This window comes from Chryseobacterium sp. KCF3-3 (assembly GCF_045865955.1).
In the GTDB taxonomy this organism is placed as follows: Bacteria; Bacteroidota; Bacteroidia; order Flavobacteriales; family Weeksellaceae; genus Chryseobacterium.
On the sequence record NZ_AP035792.1, the window covers coordinates 4,217,330 to 4,239,029 of the forward strand.

Below are 21,700 nucleotides of genomic sequence, written 5' to 3' on the forward strand. Positions count from 1 at the left end.
ACTGTTTTAGGATCAATTATTTATTTTTTTATATCTATTTTCTTGGGATTTCCGGTCTTGGCATTTTGTAATAGCTTCCGGACATACTTTTTAAAAATGCAACAATGGCATCTATTTCCTGCTCATTCAGATGTAAAGGTTTTATCAGATGATCTGTGACCGGAAAATTAGGATCAGCCTTCTTTTCTTCCGGAGTAGGGTTAATCATCTGCATGCCGCTGTTGTATAAACTGACAACGCCGTGCATGTCATCCATCAGTCCGTTATGCATCCATGGAGCAGTGTAATCAAGATCTCTCAGCGAAGGGGTTTTAAATTTACCGGTATCATCAGAATTCTTGGTGATATGATAGAGACCCAGATCCTCATATTCCCGTTTGTAATAGGTAAGCCCTATGTTGTGAAAAGATTCGTCTGTAAGATTTTTTCCGTAGTGACAATTCATGCATCTGGCTTTGGTACGGAAGAGATGCATCCCGTAGATTTCCTTATCACTCATGGCTTTATAATCGCCTTTAATGAACTTATCAAGTTTGCTGGGCTGGCTTCTGATTGTCCTTTGGAAAGTAGACAGAGCTTTGGCGATTTTATCAAATGTAATCTTATCAGTTTGATAGACTTCTTTGAAAAGCTTCTTGTATTCTTTAAACTTTGAAAGTTTTCCGGCCAGCTTTTCCGGCTTCATATTCATTTCGTTATGAGCAGAAATAGGCCCTACAAGCTGTTCTTCCAATGTTTTAGCTCTTCCATCCCAGAAATAGGATTGGCGATCCGCAATATTGAAAAGCGACTGTGTATTTCTTTTCCCCTGCAAATGATCAGTTCCCAATGCCACTTCCTGACCGTCTGCCCAGCCCAGTTCAGGGTTGTGACAGCTACTGCAGGATACCTGGCTGGATTGTGACAGTTTGGGATCAAAAAACAGTTTTTTTCCAAGCATTACTTCGGGTAATTCCTGTGTATCATAATAATTGGAATCCCATTCTATGGCCTCAAATTCTTTCCAGTTCACCTCTGCATCCACTGTAGGTTTGGGCCAGTATTGTACAGACCTTTTATATTGTTCTATAGTTTCTCCATAGTCTACTTTGTATTGTTGAAGAGTATGCTGCATAAAGAATAGAGCAATTCCTCCAAGAACAACGAATAATTTAATATCTGAAAATTTTATCATCATGTGTTTAAAATATACTTCCTATACTGATAGCAAACAAAGTATTGCTGCCATTGTTAAAATTACTGTAGATTATCTTAGCTCCTACAAAAGCATTTTTCACGACAGGGAAGTTGAAATGAAAGTGAATATCAAGTTTTGCCTGCCAGAAATCCGAAGACTGAAAGGCATAATTTTCCTGAAGCATCGTATTGATGGAAGGCTTTCCGGAATTGTTGAAAAGCGCATCTTTTTGATAGACACTGGTAGCTGAAAGTCCGGCTACAACAGACAATGTCTGTAGATTTCCGAAAGTTTTCAACCACTGATAATCCGCTCCATACATAAGCTTACTTAATTCTATTCTTGATAGTGGACTGCTGTACTTTTCTTTTTCCTGAACCCATCCAAAGAAGGGAAGCAAAGACAATTTTGTCTTTTCATTGCCCATCTGTATAAGTCCTTTGAAAATAATAGTACTGATCTTATGGTTGTATTTTTCCACACTTCCAATCTGGATATAATTTCTCGAGTTCTCATTAAGGAAAAGGTTTTCAGTTCCTTTTCTTTCCGTACTGTTTCCTTCTGCAGAAATTCCCCAGACTGTATTCCCTGAATCAAAGAATTTTCCGGCTGAAAAAGTCAACTGTTGTTCATCAATTTTTGAGGCATTCAGATCTGCATATTCTGTCAATAATTTATCAAGATTAAACTTTTTAAGACCTATATTCAGATACCAGTTTCTATTGTCTGCTTCAAAGATCTGTAAACCTCCTCCGTAAGACCAGCCTTCGTAATAGGCCTGACGAAGTTTTCCGGAAAGCAATTCATTGTAATTTCCCAGTCCGCTCATATTATAAATCATAGGATATCCCTGATTGCTGACAAAGCTCAGATAATGTTTTTGAGTATATTTTTCAGCATTTACATAAGCTCCAACTCTGAACTTCTCCAGAATCAGTTTGTCAGCTCCCATTGCCAAAGAAAAATGAGCCGCTGTATTTTTCGGTCGCGGATCTATATCTCTGTAACTCAATGTTGCCTGATAGCTTCCTGCAATTCCTAAAGTGTAAGTATCTATTTTTCTGGAATATCCTCCTGAAAAGCTATAGTTTTCAAATTTCATATCACCACCCACACTGTCCGCTGCTACATAAGGATAGATGAGATCATAATCTGAATTTTCATTCCATACCACCTGCTTATTTTTCCCTTGTGTGTAAGAAGCATTTCCCCAAACTGATGTTTTATCATTGAGCTTCTGTAAGCTGTACACTTCCGCACCCCATAAGTTTTTTCCTTTTCCTTTTTGTTGCAGGTGGTTGGGAGTGTTGCTTTTTTCTGTCAATACATTAAAAATTGTACTGCTGTACTTCCTCGCCCCGGAATAACTGGCCGGATTAATGGTAATACTGTTTTTAATAAGCCTTTCAAAACTATATTCTTCACGTACTTTCTCTTTGATAGTATCATTGATCTGGGCATACATTCTTATCCCTGAAAAGGAGCTGAGCAGGATAGATATGGAAAGAAAATATTTCATTTTAATTAAATAAAGATGGCTTTACACCATGTTCAAAGTCTGTTGTGGAGTTGTTGGTATCTTTAAGGATATTTTTACCATCTATTGTTTTTCCTGTCACTTTTCTGCGGACAGCTTTTCCGAAACGGTTTTTATCTCCGTCAAAAGTAGTTACAGAAGTCCATCCCATATCCAAAGAAGGTGAGGTTACCAGCCATTGGAAAGAATCCTGTACACTTAAATTAACAGCATCTGTAATCCATTCATTGGGGATTTTAACAGCGGTTCCGTCCATAGGATATACATCACCGTTAATGGTAAGGTTATAAGTGTAAGTATAAGAGTTTTGAGCAACCAATGCTTCATTAGTTATTCCCTGTGGCATACGTGCCAATGCATAAGCGTAATATCCTTGGGTATGAATCACCATTTTTTCAAAAACATTCACCATTTTCGGAACGGAAGGATTGTCGATATCATCTGAGTCTTCCTTGAAAATCTGGAAGTTGGCATTGGAAAGATTAATGGAAGAAGGGTTGAAATTTTTATGATTAATAGCGTCTTCTGCAATAATAATGGATTCTCCAGCTTTTACGGGATACATGGTTCCATTTCCCGGAATTCTGATGATGGCACCCGCAGATAGAGTAGTTCCCATAATATTAGGGCTGTAATCCTGTTTTTCATTGGTCATAAAGCTGGATTGTATTAACAGCATACCATCTGCATACAAGGTCTTATCTGTATTATTGGTAATTTTAAAATACTGATCACCAAAATACATGGCTCCCTCTGGTGTTTTTGTTCCGGTAAAGAAGACCTCTTCTAAGATCAGATCGCTGCTGTTCCCTGATTTCAAAGAAAGATCCAGCGTTTTGTTGGTTTCATTACCATTGATAACGATTCCGTTCTGTACACCGGCAACTTTAGCTTCTACCGATCCGGAGTTGTCACCATATACAATGCTTCCTTCCGCAGTAATGTTATACGTTCCTGAAGGAAGAACAACCTGCAAAATGTTGGTGTTTTTAAGTTCCTGAGTAATAGTAAATCCTGAGTTTAGCTCTTTGAAACTGATCGAAAGGTTTTTATATTCTTTAACCTGAATATTGTCAGGAACTACTTTAAGTTCCAGCTTTAAGGAGGTTTTTGCTTCCGGAGCTTCATTTGAATCCGAAGAACAGGCTGTAATGGCAAAAGCTGCACACAATACGAACAGTGTTCTTAATACATGTTTTAACATAATTTATTGAATTGAAATTGTTTATAAGTTGAAATTGATTTCCATTCCGAAATAAGGATCGTAAGCTCCTTTTCTGTTGATGGTAAATCCGTTGATGTTGTAGGGTGTATAATAACTGAATAATCGGTTGGCAAACATAGAGACCACAACTGCTTTATTTCTGAAGCTTTTGGTCACTTTCAGATTGAGATTCATTTCCATAGGCCTTCTTGTGCTATTGTATAAATCCTCATTCTGAGCAATGATCAGACTTTCCAGGATAGTTCCTTTTACTGAATCCGGGTTATAGGGAAGAACAGTACCATTCTGGTCCACATAATGACTTGGAATACCGCTCATAGGAAGAATTTGCCTTGTAGAATACCAGGAAAACTGGAATGATGATGAAAAAACAAGATCCAGACGGGGAATATAAGTATCCAGCATCAGATTGGTATTCAAAACCTCATTCACCGAATTGGGTTCCATCCCTTCATACAATCCAAGATAAGGATAAGGTCTTCCGTTGATCAGTAAATCTCTTCCTCTGTATACGGGCAGACTGTTTCCATATTTTGTTCGGAACCAGGCTCCGTTTAAAGTAAATCTTGTATTGATCACAGGAATTCTGTTGGAAGAATATTGAAATTCAATCCCTTCTTTGTCCACTTTGCTGCCATTTCGCTGAGTCGTATAGAGAAAGTTTTCACTCACTGTCTGGTAGGGAAGTGTATTCACATCCGGTGGAGAAGTAATGGCATCATGATTCAGTCCTGAAGTATCATATTTTTTATACTGATACAGAGCATATTCATTCATAGAACGGAATGCATTACGCATATTTTCTTTGAAAACCGTCACAGACAGCTGATGTGCTCCCAGACTGAAATCAACTCTTGCTTCAAGTTTTTCATTCATAGCCGGTTCTATATCCGGATTCTGTGGATTGTAAATCAGTGTTTTATAATTGATTCTTCTGTAGTCTGGATTGTTGTGGAAATAATTAAGCTGCTGAATGTCTTTATAAATAAGTTCCGGATACAGAAGATTGAGATCCGGAAACAGGCTTTGTTTTCCATATCCTAATGTAAGTGCTACAGTTGCTTTCTTATCCATCAAGTCAAAAGAGGGAAGTTCCCACTGAAAATTGGCTCTGGGATCGGCATACCACTTTCCGTTCATTTTGAAGGAAGAAGGAAGATTCATCATGGTGTTTCCTCTGAGTCCTACAGCCAATGTAAGCTTGTGTTGACCTGCATTTAAAGAATTGATAGATTCCAGAAACAGGGCAGAAGTCATATAAGCAGGAATATCACGATACGCACGCGGTCTGAAGGTTGCCTTAGGATCTATAGGTCTGTAGATGTCAAATAATTGTCCTTTTCCCCAGTTTTTACTCATTTGCCAGTCGAATCCGGCATTGAACTCATGCGTCATCGATTGAGATTTAAGCTGAAAATTATTAATCATTTTGACAAAAAGATCAAGAGGCTTTCCGTCTACTGTATAATTTGAAATGTAGCGTGCTTCAGGGTAGTAGCCATCGTATTCTCCTTCGATTCTGGATAGGGGAAAGGCCGTTGCATTTTCAAGCTGGATAAACTTGGTTTGTTTTATTTTGTCAAATCTTTGGTTAACCGTTGCCTGAATTTCTGTGGAACGGTAGAACGATGGTTTGTTTTTAGTATAATTAAATACATTGGAAAGACTCAGGAAATGAGTATTCACTTCATAAGAATTGAGTTCAGACAAATCGATATCCGGATCAGATTTTGAACCATCCAGAGAACCTGTATAACTGAGATTACTTTGCCATTTTGCCGTTCCATGATCATATTTTTTTTCTTTAATGATACCAAGATGGGCGGTGATTCTTTTATAGCTTTCCAATCGGTCTCTTGGGTCGGTCTTTGCATTCAGATAATCCAGACCTGTATTTATTTTCAGATCTTTTTCTTTGTTTTCAAAACCTTTGCTCACAGCAAATAGCTTACTGTAGCCATCTGCTTTAAATCTTGCTTTCCATCTTGTATAGCCGGATTTGTTGGTGATTTTTACAATTCCTGAGATAAGATTTCCATAGACTACAGAAGGAATTCCACGAAGAACTTCCACGCTTTCAATCTGATCTGTAGAAATGGTTCGCATATCTACACCACTATTTACAGTAAGCCTTCGCTTCAGTCCGTTATTGGTTTTGTCTAAAAAATCATAGGAATACTGAAGATTGGCATTAGAATTTAAAGGAGCACCATTCACCAAAAATGTAGTTCCCATGGAAGAAGTATTGTAATCAGTACCAGGCCTGCCGGTTTCACGGAGACTGATTTTGTTGGCCTGATTAAGAACCGGATCATTGGATCTTCCGCCGGGAAGAAGCTCCAGAAGATCGGAAAAACTTGAAGGCTGCAAATGCTGCATTGCCCGCTGGTTAATGATGGAAGAAGAGGTAAGCCCTTTTCCTTCTTTGGCGGTAATCACTACTTCTTCAATGGTATTCAATTTCTCCTGAAATAGTAGGGTGAAAGTTTCAGTTTTTGTCACAGAAATTTTACCGGAATACCCCTGAACACCATTTTTCCAGGCTTCTGTTTTATATTTTCCGGGAATCAATGAAATTACTGCTATTCCTTTTTCATTTGTAGAAACTGAATAGGAATTTTCTTCGTTGTAGATCTTGATTTCAGAGTCATTTATTAAGTTTGAATCAAGACTTTTTATTTCAAAAGTGATGGTGAATTGTAGGTTTTGTGCCTTTACGGCTGTCATCGTAATGATAAAAATAAGAAAACTGAAAAATCGAAGCCTCAAAGGAAAGCGGGAGTCATGATGTACCATCTGGCATTATTCTTTCGGCAAAAGTAGCGTCCTCAATGTAAGTTTGCTAATTTTATTTAGAATAATTCAAAATAAATGACAAGAATCATTTATGTTATTTTAATATAATTTTTGCTAAAAGTTTAAAATAGGTGTCGTAAAATGATAGTTAATAATGGATTGTGTAATTTTAAGTATTTTAAAATGAAATTTATCTCCAATTATTTTTAGTGGAGTTATTGTAATTGCTCATCCATAAAAAAGCACTTCATTGCTGAAGTGCCAAAATTAACTTGAAATGAGATATGAAGAGTGATTGTTTTTACAGTTTTATTTTTTTGCTGATGGTTTTTCCATTAGAAAGTGTGACTTGTACAAGATATACTCCTGATTCTAAGTTTCTGGATTCAAACACTGGTTTATTAACTTCCTGTTGAACGATCAGAGCACCGGAAATGCTGTAAATACTAATGTTTTTAATATCATTGCCGGATTTAGCTACAATTTGTTGTCTTTGAGTGTAAATATCAGTGTTATTTTCTGATGATATTGTTCCTCCAACCGCTTTACTGAACTGAAGGTTGTAGTAAGGAGTAACAACCTCAAACGTATAGTTTTTGTTTTCCAGCTCCTGAATATTGATTCCTCCGGCTTCACGATATTGTTTTTGCGAAATACTTCTGATCAGGGTTTTATTTTCATCAAAAATATTCACAGCAGTAAGTTCTTCCTGATCTACTTTTAATTGCAAAACGGATGCATTCACAGATTGTACAATTTCGTTTTCGGAAACTTCCTGAGGCGTGTTTTTGATGTATGGAATTATTTTATTTTCATTGTTTTCTGATACTTTCAATAAATAAACTCCGTCTTTTAAAGTTGATAAATTTTGGTTGCTGGCTGTTCTGCTCTGTGCTTTTTCTTTATTGAAATCTGTAATTTCAACAAGCTGCATGTTACCTAAATCTGGTTTTATCTGTGAGGATAAAAGGGTAGGCTTGTCAGAAGTTTTCTCTGTCGATTGCTTACCGAAGATTGATCCTGCAATAGCCCATTCATTAAGAAGTCCGCCGCTCCTCAAAGTATTGAACTTGGCATTAGATGCTAAGGTGAATGGTAGAATTCCTCCCACATGGCCCAGTGGTCCCCAGTAAAAAGAATCCAGTTTATACTTATTCAGGTCCCACCATGGGTAATATCCACGCTGAACATCAATAGTTTTAGAAGTATTTTCAGGTGGAATAGCTAAATCTACGGTAGAATGCCCTAATGTCATTGGAGTTTTATTGTACCAGTCATACACATCTTTAGGTTTCATGCATAATCTTAACTTGTTATTAGGATTGTTGGTGACATCATTTACAAAGTTGGTGGTAAAGAGCTTTCTCCATATTACAGGCCCCCACAAAAGTCCTCCGTTATCCTGAACGACGTGATAGTTGTATTTGTCAAGATATTCTGCAGAAATAACTTCTGAAATGTCATTATTATAGGTTTTATAACCTGTATTGTTGCAGGTATGAAGTACATTGGCCAGGAATGAGGTGAAAGGGTAGATATCTTTTTCAAGGACTCCTTTATTTAACGTGACTCCGGAGAAATCATAAGGTCCGTCTCCCATGTAGGCATATTTGAATTTTATATTATTGGGATTTGAAATACTTAATCTTTTTAATGTAGACATCGCCGCATGAGCGCCTTGAGAATATCCGGCTAAGAAATATTCGTCATAACGTTTAATATTCAGCTGTGCCAATACTTTATTCGCTGCGGTTATAAAATCTATGGTAGCACCAGCCTCTGTGGCATAATCTACATAAGGGTGAACGCCATCTCCAGTTCCCATCCCTACGTAGTCGGGAGCCATCAAAATATATCCGTTGAGTACATAAGATAATTCAACAACAAATCCTGCGGTTAAAGCCCCTTTAAAATTAGACGGAACATTATTTCTGCTGTCTGTTGTTCCATGATCGGATACTACTGTTGAGAGTTTGAAGGGTACGTTAGGGTACATCAATAATCCTGTAGCTTTTACAAGAACATTGTTTTCATTTTTGGTGTAATAGGTGATTTTGTAACCTTTCAGCCCAAGATTGAAGCTGTTCAGGTAGTTGGCAAATTCCGGAGCATTCTGATCACCAAGATTACTGGCGATAAAATTGATGACTCCTTGTGGTGTTAAATCCAGTTTCTGTTCGGCACTTACAACATCACCAGCCTGCTGGGCAAAGTAAAATGGTGCGGTAAGACTTAATAAAAAAGTTGTAATTTTTCTCATATTGTTTGTTTTTGTGTGGTATTAAAGTAATAATTTTAATAAAATCACAAAAACTTTAGAGTATTAATAATTATTCATTGAATATCAATTCTCCGCAAAGTGAGTAAAATAAAAGAGTCTGACCATTGGCCAGACTCTTTATTTATATTTTTATCTTTTTTAGAAAGCGTTGATTCCTGTAATATCCAATCCGGTGATTAGTAAGTGAACATCATGCGTTCCTTCATAAGTAATTACAGATTCAAGGTTTGCAGCGTGTCTCATCATCGGGAATTCACCCATGATTCCCATACCTCCAAGGATCTGTCTGGATTCTCTGGCAATTTCAATAGCCATATGTACGTTGTTACGTTTAGCCATAGAGATCTGAGCAGGAGTTGCTTTGTGGGCATTTTTAAGATTTCCTAGCTGAAGACATAATAACTGAGCTTTTGTAATCTCTGTCAGGAATTCAGCCAGTTTTTTCTGCTGAAGCTGGTAAGAACCAATTGGTTTTCCAAACTGTTTTCTTTCTTTAGAATATTGAACAGCAGTACAGTGGCAGTCAATAGCAGCACCAATTACTCCCCATGAAATTCCATATCTTGCAGAGTTCAGACATGATAGAGGTCCTTTTAATCCTGTTACTCCTGGAAGAAGGTTTTCTTTCGGAACTTTTACATCATTAAATACCAGCTCTCCGGTTTTGGAAGCTCTTAAGCTCCATTTATTGTGAGTTTCTGGAGTGGTGAAACCTTCCATTCCTCTTTCAACGATTAATCCCTGCACTTTTCCTTCCTCATTTTTTGCCCATACTACAGCGATGTCGCATAAAGGAGAGTTGGTGATCCACATTTTCGCCCCATTTAAAAGATAATGATCGCCCATATCTTTAAAATAAGTTTCCATTGAACCTGGGTCAGAACCATGGTTAGGCTCAGTCAATCCAAAAGATCCAATCATTTCTCCGGCAGCAAGCTTTGGAAGATATTTCTTTTTCTGTTCCTCAGAACCGAATTCGTTAATAGGGAACATCACCAATGAACTCTGTACCGAAGCTGCAGAACGTACTGCAGAATCTCCTCTTTCCAACTCCTGCATAATCAGACCATAAGAAATCTGGTCTAATCCTGAACCGCCATACTCAACCGGAATATAAGGTCCCAGTGCTCCGATTTTTCCCAATTCTCTCATAAGATTAGGAATATCTGTATGATTTTGAGCGGCCTGATCTATCTGCGGCATTACAAAACTTTCCACCCAGTCTCTTACAGATTGGCGGATTAGTTTATGTTCTTCAGTAAGTAAAGCATCAATTCCATAATAATCAGGGATGCTTGTAAGAGGATAATATGACATGATTTTTTGATTTGGTTAAAAGTAACATTTTTCGTGATGTCTTGAAAATTTTTTTAAAAACTTGTTTTACTATTGATTTTCAGAGGGCTACTGCTACTTTGTTTATGATTTTAATTAAATTTATATTTTTATGACTCCTCATCATTAGAGATAGGATACTGATTGGTAGAATTATGAACTTCAGTTTTAAATTTATACAGATAAGGAGCTTTATTGGCCGAGCCGTCATACAGTTTTTCCATTCTGTCCAGAATATTTAAACTTAAAATTTTTCGCTGAAAATTATTTCTTCTGAATTTCTGTCCTAAAATAGTTTCATAAAGAGCCTGAAGATCTTTCATAGTAAATTTCTCCGGAAGAAGATTACTTGCTGCAACCTCTGTATTGATATTCATTCTCAGATATTCAAGACCTGTCTCTATAATTCTGTCATGGTCGAAGGCCATTTTAGGAAGATTGTTTACTTCAAACCATTCACAGCTTTCATTGAAAGCATCAGGGAAAGTGTCCGTTAGTGAAAAATCGATAAGGCTGCAGTATCCTACTGTAACGAACCGCTGGAAAATCCAGTGATCTTCAGGAACGGTTATTCCTTTATTTTTAAGGAGAATCTGATGTACATTGTTCTCTGTACGGTCTATTCTTCCGAAGGTATGAAATTGTTTCAAAAATAATCCTTTAAGATGTGTTCTTTCAAACAATACCCTTTCAGCAGCTTCTCTAAGGTCTTCGTCATTGAAAACAAAACCACCTGGAAGTGACCATAGATCCAGATCATGATATTTTAAAAGCAAAACTTTCAGAATGTTATTATGAAAGCCGAATATGGTGCAGTCAACAGAAATATGCGCTACGAAATCTTTCGTGTCAATGAGTTCCTGTAGCGTTTCTTTACTTTTTGTGTCTTTGATTTTCATGGCAGTAAAAATAAAACTATTTTCTATTTGTGACAGTAAAATATACAAAACTAATCACAAATAGCAGAATTACAGAAGATAAGATGTATAATGGATAATAATTTAACAATTGTTTTTCAAACAAAACAGCCATAATAATAGAGCTTACAGAGCTACCCAGGGAAGAAAATATAACAATAAGAGAGGTGAAAAGATTAATCTTATCTTTATCCACCTGAGCAATCATTCTTGAATTGATCACGGGGTAGAGGGGTGAAAGAAACAAGCCAATAACCGGAAATAAAAAAAGTAAGAACCTGGAATCTTCAGAGTCAAAGTACTGTATGCCCAGTATAATGATCAGTAAGGTGATTATCAAAGTCATGCAAGTAATATAATACCTGGGTAATGAAAACCTTTTGATAATATTGGCAGTAACCGTTCGCCCGGCATAAGAAAAAATGGATAGAAATGATGTGGCCTGAAGTGCAAAAAATGAATTGACCTTCAGATGGTTTTTATAAAAAGAAGGAAGCCATGAATTGAATCCTTGTTCCACGAAGACGATAAAAAAGACTACTCCTAAAAACAAAGCTACTGCTGGTGTGGTAAACCCTGATAGTTCTGAGAGGATACTCTTGCTTTCCATAGGCTTGGACTCTACTATTTCTATCTTCGAAAGCAGAAAAATAGTCAACACAGATAATAAAGCAATCAATAAGAACCCAAACTTCCAGAATTCCGAATACTGGCTGGAGATTACCCATCCAAAACCGGTATTTACTACGAAAATTCCGATCATAAAAGAGGCTTCTACATTATTCATGGTCTTCGCCAGGGATTTTTCATCCGAAATATTATTCCTTATAATCCCAAAAACACAGATTTTTCCAATCGCGAAGCAGGCTCCTATAATGGCAAACCACAATTTATAAAACCAGAAAACCTTTACAAAAGGAAGAAGGCAGGAACAGAATCCAACAATGGCCAGAGCCAGAATCAATGCTTTTTTAGGACCAGTTTTGTTGATAAAGCTCACTGCAAAAAGCGAAATAAAAGCAATAGGTAGATCTTTAAAAGATTCTAAAAGACCCAGTTCTCCATAGGTGATTTTCTCTTCTGACAATTGCAGAATCACCAATCCCATACAGTTCAAAACCATTGAAAAAATGAGAAAGGTAAGTTTTAATGGAAGGGAAATTTTGGATGGCTTGACGATCATTTTGGGAGATAACTTTATTAATTTTTTATGATATTTTATGAAATATTGATGCGAAGATAGGGCTTCTAACCCTGAAAAATAAAAGAAAAATTAAAATATTTATGAATAGAATGTTAATTAATTAAAAAAAAATATATTTTTATTGTCTCAATTTGAGAATTAAACAATAACTGTATATGAATGTAAGAATATCAAGAAGCGTAGGAGTGGTTGCCGTCCTCTATTTTACGGCCAACTTCAGTGCCCAGACCACCAAGGCGAAGGACACACTTGCGAAAGAAAACAAAATAGACGAAGTGGTAGTCATCGGTTATGGAACTCAGAAAAAGAGTAACGTAACAGGAGCTATTGCGAGTATTAAAGCCAGCGACATAGAAAATATTCCGTCTGGTAAGCCGGAACAGGTTTTACAGGGAAGAGCTGCCGGGGTTTCTGTAGTGACCAATTCAGGACAACCTGGTGCTGCTGCTACAGTACGTGTAAGAGGAATTACCAGTTTTGGAGCGGGAAGTAACAGTCCGTTATGGGTAGTAGACGGTATTGTGGTGGATAATATCGGATGGCTTAACCAGTCGGATATAGAAAGTATTGAAGTCCTAAAAGACGGTGCTTCATCTGCCATCTACGGAGTTTCCGCTGCCAAAGGAGTAATTCTGGTTACAACCAAAAAAGGAAAAAAAGGAAAACTGACTCTTTCGTATAATGGGTTTTACGGTTTTTCAAATGCTTCGAAAAAACTGGATCTCCTAGATGCTACGCAATATGCTAAAATTATCAATGAAGGCTTTGTTAATGATGGACAAGCTCCCAGATTTACTAATCCGGAATCATTTGGAAAAGGAACGAACTGGCAGGATGCTATTTTCGGAACAGGTGAAAAATCATCTCATGAAGTAAGCATTACAGGTGGTAATGAAAAATCAACCTACTATACATCATTCGGATATTTTGATCAGTCTGGTATTGTATTGAGTGATATTTCATACTACAAAAGAATCAATGCCAGATTCAACTCAACCCATAAAGTTACAGACTACCTGACCATAGGGCAAACCTTTGCCTATACCCATGTGAAATCTCAGGGAGTAAGTGCAAACGAAGAATTTGGAGGGCCTTTAGCTTCAGCTGTTAACCTGGATCCTATCACTCCGGTTGTCGTGACAGACTGGTCAATGGTAGATTCGAACGGTTATAGTAATCCTTATATCATCCGTGATTCTGAGGGACGACCTTACGGAATTTCCCCATATGTAAATAACGAGATGACCAATCCGCAGGCTTTCCGTCACATACAGCAAGGCAATTATAATTGGTCTGATGATTTTGTGGGGAATGTTTTTGCAGAGCTTAAATTTCTTGATCACTTCACTTTCAAAACAAGTTTAAATGGTAAGAAATCCTATTGGGGAAGCCGCTCCTTTACACCGAAATATTATTTAAGCCCAAATTTTAATAATACCGGTTTTAACAGTCTGAATAAGGTGGACGAAAATAAGTTTGAATGGAGCATGGAAAATACATTGACCTATCAGAATAAGTTTGGTGATCACAACATCAATATTATGGTTGGGCAGGGTGTTTACCGATACAACATTGCGGGCGGTGCCAGTTTGACCTACAGTAACCTTCCTATTGATAACTGGCAGGATGCTTCCTTCAACTTTGATATTCCCAGGGAAAATATTACAGCAAAAGGATGGGATGGGATCGAGACCCGAAAAGCATCTTATTTTGGTAGAATCATTTATGATTACGCAGATAAATACTTATTTACAGGAACAATCCGTAGAGATGGTTCTTCAAAATTTGCTACCAATCAACACTGGGGAACTTTCCCATCTATGTCATTAGGGTGGAATGTTCATAAAGAAAACTTCTGGCCAGAGAATAATGTCGTTAATAATTTAAAATTAAGAGGAGGTTACGGAGTGTTAGGGAATGACGAAATGGATAACTTCAGATTTGCAAGTTTCATGGTTTCCGGTAGCAATTATACCAACTCCAGTAATAATATTATCATTGGGTATGCAAAAAGTACTCTGGAAAACCCTAATTTGAAGTGGGAACAGACAAGCCAGCTGAATATTGCTGCAGATTTGAAATTATTCAACAATTTTACCCTTACAGCAGACTGGTACAAAAAGAAAACAACCGATATTCTTAGACAAATCAATATACCAGGTTATGTAGGAGTTCCTGTTTCACCTTGGGCAAATGTAGGAGATATGGAAAACTCAGGTGTTGAACTTGAATTAGGCTACAAGAAAAATTGGGAGGATTTCAGCATTTCGGTTAATGGTAACTTCGCAACTATAAAGAACAAAGTTCTTAGATTGGAGGATGATATTGAATACTTCAATCTGGCTTCTTTCCAGACTATGGGAGCGGTATCCAGAGTAGCAGTAGGGCAGCCCTACGGATCATTTTATGGTCAGACCTATAGTGGGGTTTTCCAGAATCAGGCACAAATTGACAATTATGTAAATGCTAATGGTGTAAAATTATTACCCGATGCAAAACCTGGGGACTTTATCTGGCAGGATAATAATGGAGATGGTAAAATTGACGACAATGATAAAGTAAACTTAGGAAGCTCTATACCAAAATATACTTTTGGACTTACTGTGAATATGAGCTATAAGAATTTTGATCTGATGATGTTTGCGCAAGGACAGGCTGGTAACAAGATTTTTCAGGGGTTAAGAAGATTAGATATTCCTGATGCGAATTACCAAACAAGAATCCTAGACAGATGGACAGGTGAAGGATCTACCAATGATAATCCAAGACTTACCCGCAATGATTCTAACCACAACTATTCATGGATGTCTAACTACTACCTTCAGAAAGGAGATTATGTGCGTCTGAAAATTGTTCAGCTAGGATATACCATTCCTCAGGATGTTACAAAACGCTTTGGAATGAGCAAGGTAAGACTGTACATCACAGGAGAAAACCTGGTTACTTTTACAAAGTATACAGGATATGATCCGGAAATTGCAGGAAGAAATAATTCTGAACAGGACATTATCGGTGTAGACAGGGCTTACTATCCACAAGCCAGAACATTCCTTATAGGAGCTAATATTCAATTTTAATGACCAACAAAATGAAAAATAAGAATTTAATATATAAAGGACTTGCCGTAGTATTACTGACAGGTCTGAGTTTTACCAATATCGGTTGTAGTGATTCCTATCTGGATGATGTAAAGAATTCAGGATCTTTTAATACAGATTTGTATTTTCAGAATGAGCAACAGTCTTTCAGTGCATTGATTTCCGTATATGATCCTTTAAGAAAATATTCGGCTGGATTTGAAAATACCGTTACTTTCTTTAATGCAGGGTCTGATGATTTTTATTCCGGTGGGGGAAATTCCAATGACGGAGCGGGTATTCAGGGAATGAATAACTATATGATCAATGCCAATACAATGCCTGCCAGCTACTGGAGGGATTACTATCAGGGAGTTGCACGGGCTAATCTTTTGATAGAAAGAGTTCCGGGGGCAAATATGAATGAGGACCTTAAAAAAAGATATATTGCAGAAGCTAAAGTTCTTCGTTCTTTATATTATTTTGAATTACTAAGAATGTTTGGGAATATTCCTTTGATTCTTAATACAATAAAGTTTGATGATAATTATTGGAACGTTCCACAGGCCAAGCCAAGTGATGTTTATACACAGATAGAAAGCGATATCGTTGCAGCTATTCCAGACCTCATGATGACACCAAGTATCAGTGATAAGGGGAGAATAACGCAGGGAACGGCCAGAGCTATACTAGGTAAAATTTATCTTTATGATAAAAAAATGCCCCAGGCCGCCGCACAATTTGCTGAAGTAAATGGTACGCCAGGAGGAACCAGTCAGTATGGCTACAAACTTGTGGCAAATTATGCTGATTTATTTAAAGTTGCCTTGGAAACTGACCAGGATCCAAATAAATATAAATTCTTATCAGAATCTATCCTTGAAGTAATGCATACCAATAAAGGAAGCTCTGACTGGGGATTCTGGGGGCAGGGAAAAGATGAAGGAAACTCTATCAACGTAATGGTAGGACCTCGTTCTTATTCATTAAAAAATATCCTGAATAATAATGCACCTGATATTTATTCAGGCTGGGCATTTAATACCGTAACAGAGAACTTTGTCACTTTTATGCAGGATGATCCAAGACTGAACGTTACAGTTTTCAATGCAAAAAAACTAGTGACAGAGGGTAAGGTTACTTATGCTCCTGCTTTTGCAGATACCGGATACTTCCTCAACAAGTATTTACCTACAAACGCCTTAAAAACATCACTTCCAGGGCCTCCTGAGCTTAATTTCAGACAAAATTATATTGCAATAAGATTAGCAGATACTTATCTGATGGAAGCTGAAGCTTTAGGAGCTTCAGGAGCAAGAGCTCAGGCTTTATTAGATGCAGTAAGAGCAAGAGTCGGTTTAGCATCAGTTCCTGTTTCTTTACAGGCTATTAAAGATGAAAGAAGAAGAGAGCTTGCAGGAGAAGGGCACAGATGGTTCGACCTTGTAAGATGGGGAGATGCTCCATCAGTACTTGCATTCAAAGGGTTTAAGGCCAATAAAAATGAAATTCTTCCCATTCCGTTCAACGAATTGCCGAATACAGCTTTAAAACAAAATCCTGGTTACTAAAATATGAAGTTTCACAACTTATATAGTTTCTTTAGAGGTGCCGCACTACTTAGTGGTGTGGCCCTTTTTCCTTTATCATGTACCTTAGTGGCTTCCAATAAAGGAAACGAAGTACAGTACTGGCTTACAAAAGGTGATGCAAGCGTAAAATTACAGCAGCAGACTTCCGTTAAATTTGTAAATAATGCCAACAGCTTTCAGAATATTGAAATTGATGACTCTCAAAAGTTTCAATATGTTGACGGCTTTGGCTATACATTAACAGGAGGAAGTGTTGAGGTAATCAACCGGTTGTCGCCTTCCAAAAGAAAAGCACTGCTTCACGAACTTTTTGGAAAAAATAAAAATTCAATCTCCATCAGTTATTTAAGATTAAGCATAGGCGCATCTGATCTCGATGGTGAAGTGTTTTCATATGATGATCTTCCTGAAGGGCTTACTGATCCTTCGCTTTCAAAATTCAGTCTTGCAAAAGACAAAGCTTTGATTGGTATGCTGAAAGAGATTCTGGCGATCAATCCTTCTATTAAAATCATTGCCGCTCCATGGTCTGCTCCGGTTTGGATGAAGGACAATGGAAAGTCAAAAGGAGGAAGTTTAAAACCTGAATTCTATGGAACATACGCTCAATATTTTGTAAAATATATTCAGGGAATGAAAAAAGAAGGGATCACCATTGATGCTGTAACTCCTCAGAATGAACCTTTACATCCTGGAAATAATCCAAGTTTGTATATGCCGTCTGAACAACAGGGAAACTTTATTAAGAACCATCTTGGTCCGGTTTTTAAAGCCAACGGAATCACTACTAAAATTGTTGTATATGATCACAATTGCAACAAACCTGAATATGCGATCAATATTTTAAAAGATTCCGGAGCCAATCAGTACATAGACGGATCTGCTTTTCATTTGTATGAAGGAGATATCTCTGCATTAAGTACAGTACATGATGCTTTCCCTGATAAAAACTTATATTTTACCGAGCAGTGGACAGGTTCAAAAGGAACTTTTACCGAAGATCTGAACTGGCATACGAAAAATGTAATCATAGGTTCCATGAGAAACTGGAGTAAAACAGCTCTGGAATGGAATCTTGCCAACGATCCGAAATTTGCCCCTCATACAGATGGCGGATGTACAGAATGTAAAGGAGCTATAACCGTTTCCGACAGTGAGAATTTCACCAGAAATGTGTCCTATTATATTATTGCACACGCCTCAAAATTTATCCCTGCAGGTTCTCAGCGCATCGCTTCCACGCAGACGGATCAACTTTCAACGGCTGCTTTTAAGACTCAATTTGGGAAAATAGTTTTAATTGTACAGAACGATAATCAGGCAGATGAGAATTTTAATATTAAATTTGCCGGCAAAACTGCTGCAGTAACAATTTCAGGACGTTCTACAGCAACCTATATTTTTTAATTTTATACTATGAAAAGAGTTTATTTCTTACTGGCATTTTCTGCATTGGGATTGAATGCTTACGGACAAAAGACCATTGATCAGAAAGTAGCAGAGCTATTGTCTAAAATGACTTTGGAAGAAAAAGTAGGGCAGATGGTTCAATACAGTGGTTTTGAATATGCCACAGGACCACAGCACTCCAATTCGGCTGCTGTTTTAGAAGAAATTAAAAAAGGAAAGGTAGGTTCCATGCTGAATGTAGCAGGTTCTGAAGAAACCAGAGCTTTCCAGAAACTGGCTATGCAGTCAAGGCTGAAAATTCCTTTATTGTTCGGGCAGGACGTTATCCATGGCTATCGTACCACATTCCCTGTCAATCTTGGACAGGCAGCAAGTTGGGATCTGGCTATGATAGAAAGATCAGAAAGGATTGCAGCAACGGAAGCAGCAGCCTACGGTATTCACTGGACGTTTGCGCCAATGGTGGATATTGCCAGAGATCCTAGATGGGGAAGAGTAATGGAAGGTTCAGGAGAAGATACTTATCTTGGAACAAAAATAGGTTTAGCAAGAATTAAAGGATTTCAGGGCCGAGGCTTGGGAAGTCTTGATGCCGTAATGGCCTGTGCAAAACACTTTGCAGCCTACGGAGCAGCTGTAGGCGGAAGAGATTACAATTCTGTAGATATGAGTCTCAGACAATTGAATGAAACTTATCTTCCCCCATTCAAAGCTGCAGCAGAAGCAGGAGTGGCCACTTTCATGAATTCTTTCAATGATATTAACGGAATTCCTGCAACAGCCAATCAATATATTCAGAGAAACCTTTTAAAAGGAAAATGGAATTATAAAGGCTTTGTCGTTTCAGACTGGGGAAGCATCGGAGAAATGGTTCCTCACGGTTATGCTAAAGATGGTACTGAGGCAGCCGAAAAAGCAATACAGGGTGGAAGTGATATGGACATGGAAAGCCGTGTGTATATGGCAGAACTTCCCAAATTGGTTAAAGAAGGAAAAGTAGATCCTAAACTGGTAGATGATGCAACGGGAAGAATTTTAACCAAAAAATTTGAAATGGGACTTTTCGATGATCCTTACAGGTTCAGTAATGAGAAAAGACAGAAAGAACAGACCGATAATCAGGAAAACAGAAAATTCGGAAGAGAATTCGGTTCAAAAAGTATTGTTCTTCTTAAAAACCAGGGAAATATTCTTCCGCTTTCAAAAACTACAAAAACAGTTGCTCTGATTGGCCCTTTCGGTAAAGAAACGGTAGCTAATCATGGTTTCTGGTCTGTTGCGTTCAAAGATGATAATCAAAGAATCGTTTCACAATTTGACGGAATTAAAAACCAGCTGGATAAAAACTCTACTTTATTATATGCAAAAGGGTGCAATGTTGACGATCAGGATAAAAGTCAGTTTGCTGAAGCCATTGAAACGGCAAAAAAAGCTGATGTTGTCATTATGACATTGGGAGAAGGCCATGCGATGAGCGGAGAAGCCAAAAGCCGAAGTAATATTGGTTTTACCGGCGTTCAGGAAGATTTGTTAAAAGAAATTGCCAAAACAGGTAAACCCATCATTCTGATGATCAATGCCGGACGACCTTTGATTTTCAACTGGGCATCAGACAATATTCCTGCCATTATGTACACATGGTGGTTGGGAACAGAAGCAGGAAACTCTATTGCAGATGTGGTATTTGGCTCTGTAAATCCAGGTGGGAAACTTCCAATGACTTTTCCAAGAACTGTAGGTCAGATTCCTATGTATTACAATCATTATAATACAGGAAGACCGGCAAAAAATAATACAGACAGAAACTATGTTTCAGCCTATATAGATCTTGATAATGATCCAAAATACCCGTTTGGATATGGTTTAAGTTATACAGATTTTAAATATTCTGATATGGTTTTAAATTCCACAAACCTTACAGGAAATCAGACCTTGAATATCAGCGTTACTGTTTCCAATACAGGGAAATATGACGGGGAAGAAGTGGTACAGCTTTATATAAGAGATCTGTTTGGAAAAGTAGTAAGACCGATAAAAGAACTGAAAGGTTTCCAGAAAATATTTATCAAAAAAGGAGAAAGCAAAAAAGTTGATTTTAAATTGACACCGGAAGATTTGAAATTCTTTGATGATAATCTGAATTTTGACTGGGAAAGCGGAGAGTTTGATATTATGATCGGAACTGATTCTCAAAATGTTCAGACCAAAAGAATCACCTGGACAAAATAAATTCAATTCAATAGGACGGGTTTTAATCCGCTCATTAAAACGTCAGAAAAATGGCTTTAGCCAAAACTTAAAACCTAATACATATGAATCTCAAAGCTAAAAATCTGATCAGAATTTTTGCAACAGGAGCTTTCTTCCTTTCTGTATTCAATTGTGCTTCACACAAACCTGATTCCGGCAGGACACTGATTTGGAGTGATGAATTTAATGGCAAAGGGCTTCCGGATTCATTAAAATGGAATTATGATACCGGAGGAAGCGGATTTGGAAATGAAGAAGCTCAGTTTTATACCAAAAACAGACTTGAGAATGCCAGAATGGAGAAAGGAAATCTCATCATTGAAGCCAGAAAAGAAAACCGGGAAAACAGTAAGTATACCTCTGCGAGACTTTTAACCAAAGGAAAATTTGCCTTTCAATATGGAACAGTAGAAGTAAGAGCAAAGCTTCCCAAAGGTCGTGGAACCTGGCCTGCCATTTGGATGATGAGCGAAAATATGAAGAAATGGCCGGATGATGGTGAACTGGATATCATGGAACATGTGGGCTATCACCAAGGCTATATCCATGCTTCCGTTCATACCAAAAAATACAATCATATCCAGGGAACACAGAAAACAGATACATTGTTTGTAAAGGATGCAAGCGAAAAGTTCCATGTCTATAAAGCAGACTGGACTCCCGAAAAGATCGATGTTTATATAGATGATAAGAAATTTTTCACCTACGAAAATAAAGAGAGAAACAATGAAGCATGGCCTTTCGACAGACCTTACTTTATCATTTTAAATCTTGCCGTAGGAGGATTTTGGGGTGGAAAAGAAGGCATTGATGATGCGGTTTTTCCACAGAAGTATTATATAGATTACGTAAGAGTTTATCAAAATAAATAATGAAAATGAGGGCCGAATGGGTCCGAA

13 protein-coding genes are annotated in these 21,700 nt (G+C 37.5%); 5 read left to right on the top strand and 8 right to left on the bottom strand.

The genetic code is table 11. From position 1 onward, the window contains the following. Positions 1-34: 34 nt before the first annotated feature. The 8 genes from ACKTTZ_RS18790 to ACKTTZ_RS18825 all read right to left on the bottom strand — a co-directional run bounded on the left by ACKTTZ_RS18790 (position 35) and on the right by ACKTTZ_RS18825 (position 12,451). Complete coding sequence (locus tag ACKTTZ_RS18790) at positions 35-1,174, bottom strand: cytochrome-c peroxidase (protein WP_407849187.1); 1,140 nt, start codon at positions 1,172-1,174, stop codon at positions 35-37. A 7-nt stretch (positions 1,175-1,181) separates the two neighbouring features. Further along, positions 1,182-2,696, bottom strand: coding sequence for a DUF6850 family outer membrane beta-barrel protein (locus ACKTTZ_RS18795; RefSeq protein WP_034698466.1), 1,515 nt, complete (start codon positions 2,694-2,696; stop codon positions 1,182-1,184). Position 2,697: 1 nt separating this feature from the next. Continuing rightward, the gene (locus ACKTTZ_RS18800) at positions 2,698-3,918 is read right to left on the bottom strand and encodes a DUF4876 domain-containing protein (protein WP_034698463.1); all 1,221 of its coding nucleotides are present in this window, start codon (positions 3,916-3,918) and stop codon (positions 2,698-2,700) included. Between the two features lie 21 nt (positions 3,919-3,939). Then, the gene (locus tag ACKTTZ_RS18805; protein ID WP_407846328.1) at positions 3,940-6,735 is read right to left on the bottom strand and encodes a TonB-dependent receptor plug domain-containing protein; all 2,796 of its coding nucleotides are present in this window, start codon (positions 6,733-6,735) and stop codon (positions 3,940-3,942) included. Positions 6,736-7,036: 301 nt separating this feature from the next. Continuing rightward, positions 7,037-8,995, bottom strand: a complete 1,959-nt coding sequence (locus tag ACKTTZ_RS18810; protein ID WP_407846329.1) for a T9SS type A sorting domain-containing protein — start codon at positions 8,993-8,995, stop codon at positions 7,037-7,039. A 159-nt stretch (positions 8,996-9,154) separates the two neighbouring features. Further along, on the bottom strand, positions 9,155-10,333 hold the full coding sequence (locus tag ACKTTZ_RS18815) for an acyl-CoA dehydrogenase family protein (protein WP_034698448.1): 1,179 nt from the start codon (positions 10,331-10,333) through the stop codon (positions 9,155-9,157). Positions 10,334-10,461: 128 nt separating this feature from the next. Next, entirely contained in the window at positions 10,462-11,250 is a 789-nt protein-coding gene (locus ACKTTZ_RS18820) for an NrtR DNA-binding winged helix domain-containing protein (RefSeq protein ID WP_051934549.1), read from the bottom strand. A gap of 16 nt (positions 11,251-11,266) precedes the next feature. Next, complete coding sequence (locus ACKTTZ_RS18825) at positions 11,267-12,451, bottom strand: MFS transporter (protein WP_081906514.1); 1,185 nt, start codon at positions 12,449-12,451, stop codon at positions 11,267-11,269. Positions 12,452-12,627: 176 nt separating this feature from the next. Here ACKTTZ_RS18825 and ACKTTZ_RS18830 point away from each other — a divergent pair, with 176 nt between their 5' ends. From ACKTTZ_RS18830 to ACKTTZ_RS18850, 5 genes are all read left to right on the top strand, one after another. Continuing rightward, positions 12,628-15,549 (top strand): TonB-dependent receptor, encoded by a 2,922-nt coding sequence (locus tag ACKTTZ_RS18830; protein WP_034698446.1) that lies wholly within the window; start codon positions 12,628-12,630, stop codon positions 15,547-15,549. Between the two features lie 11 nt (positions 15,550-15,560). After that, positions 15,561-17,120: a RagB/SusD family nutrient uptake outer membrane protein gene (locus ACKTTZ_RS18835; protein WP_034698861.1), complete on the top strand. Its 1,560-nt coding sequence runs from the start codon at positions 15,561-15,563 to the stop codon at positions 17,118-17,120. A gap of 3 nt (positions 17,121-17,123) precedes the next feature. Continuing rightward, positions 17,124-18,548: a glycoside hydrolase family 30 protein gene (locus ACKTTZ_RS18840; protein WP_407846330.1), complete on the top strand. Its 1,425-nt coding sequence runs from the start codon at positions 17,124-17,126 to the stop codon at positions 18,546-18,548. Positions 18,549-18,557: 9 nt separating this feature from the next. Then, positions 18,558-20,780, top strand: coding sequence for a beta-glucosidase BglX (gene bglX / locus ACKTTZ_RS18845; RefSeq protein WP_407846331.1), 2,223 nt, complete (start codon positions 18,558-18,560; stop codon positions 20,778-20,780). 83 nt (positions 20,781-20,863) lie between these two features. Continuing rightward, positions 20,864-21,673 (top strand): family 16 glycosylhydrolase, encoded by an 810-nt coding sequence (locus ACKTTZ_RS18850; protein WP_034698438.1) that lies wholly within the window; start codon positions 20,864-20,866, stop codon positions 21,671-21,673. Positions 21,674-21,700: the final 27 nt, after the last annotated feature.

Coding starts and splice junctions, on each gene's coding strand:
- bglX (WP_407846331.1), top strand. CDS start 18,558: ATGAAAAGAGTTTATTTCTTACTGGCATTTTCTGCATTGGGATTGAAT.
- ACKTTZ_RS18810 (WP_407846329.1), bottom strand. CDS start 8,995: ATGAGAAAAATTACAACTTTTTTATTAAGTCTTACCGCACCATTTTAC.
- ACKTTZ_RS18820 (WP_051934549.1), bottom strand. CDS start 11,250: ATGAAAATCAAAGACACAAAAAGTAAAGAAACGCTACAGGAACTCATT.
- ACKTTZ_RS18830 (WP_034698446.1), top strand. CDS start 12,628: ATGAATGTAAGAATATCAAGAAGCGTAGGAGTGGTTGCCGTCCTCTAT.
- ACKTTZ_RS18815 (WP_034698448.1), bottom strand. CDS start 10,333: ATGTCATATTATCCTCTTACAAGCATCCCTGATTATTATGGAATTGAT.
- ACKTTZ_RS18800 (WP_034698463.1), bottom strand. CDS start 3,918: ATGTTAAAACATGTATTAAGAACACTGTTCGTATTGTGTGCAGCTTTT.
- ACKTTZ_RS18805 (WP_407846328.1), bottom strand. CDS start 6,735: ATGGTACATCATGACTCCCGCTTTCCTTTGAGGCTTCGATTTTTCAGT.
- ACKTTZ_RS18790 (WP_407849187.1), bottom strand. CDS start 1,174: ATGATAAAATTTTCAGATATTAAATTATTCGTTGTTCTTGGAGGAATT.
- ACKTTZ_RS18795 (WP_034698466.1), bottom strand. CDS start 2,696: ATGAAATATTTTCTTTCCATATCTATCCTGCTCAGCTCCTTTTCAGGG.
- ACKTTZ_RS18850 (WP_034698438.1), top strand. CDS start 20,864: ATGAATCTCAAAGCTAAAAATCTGATCAGAATTTTTGCAACAGGAGCT.
- ACKTTZ_RS18840 (WP_407846330.1), top strand. CDS start 17,124: ATGAAGTTTCACAACTTATATAGTTTCTTTAGAGGTGCCGCACTACTT.
- ACKTTZ_RS18835 (WP_034698861.1), top strand. CDS start 15,561: ATGAAAAATAAGAATTTAATATATAAAGGACTTGCCGTAGTATTACTG.
- ACKTTZ_RS18825 (WP_081906514.1), bottom strand. CDS start 12,451: ATGATCGTCAAGCCATCCAAAATTTCCCTTCCATTAAAACTTACCTTT.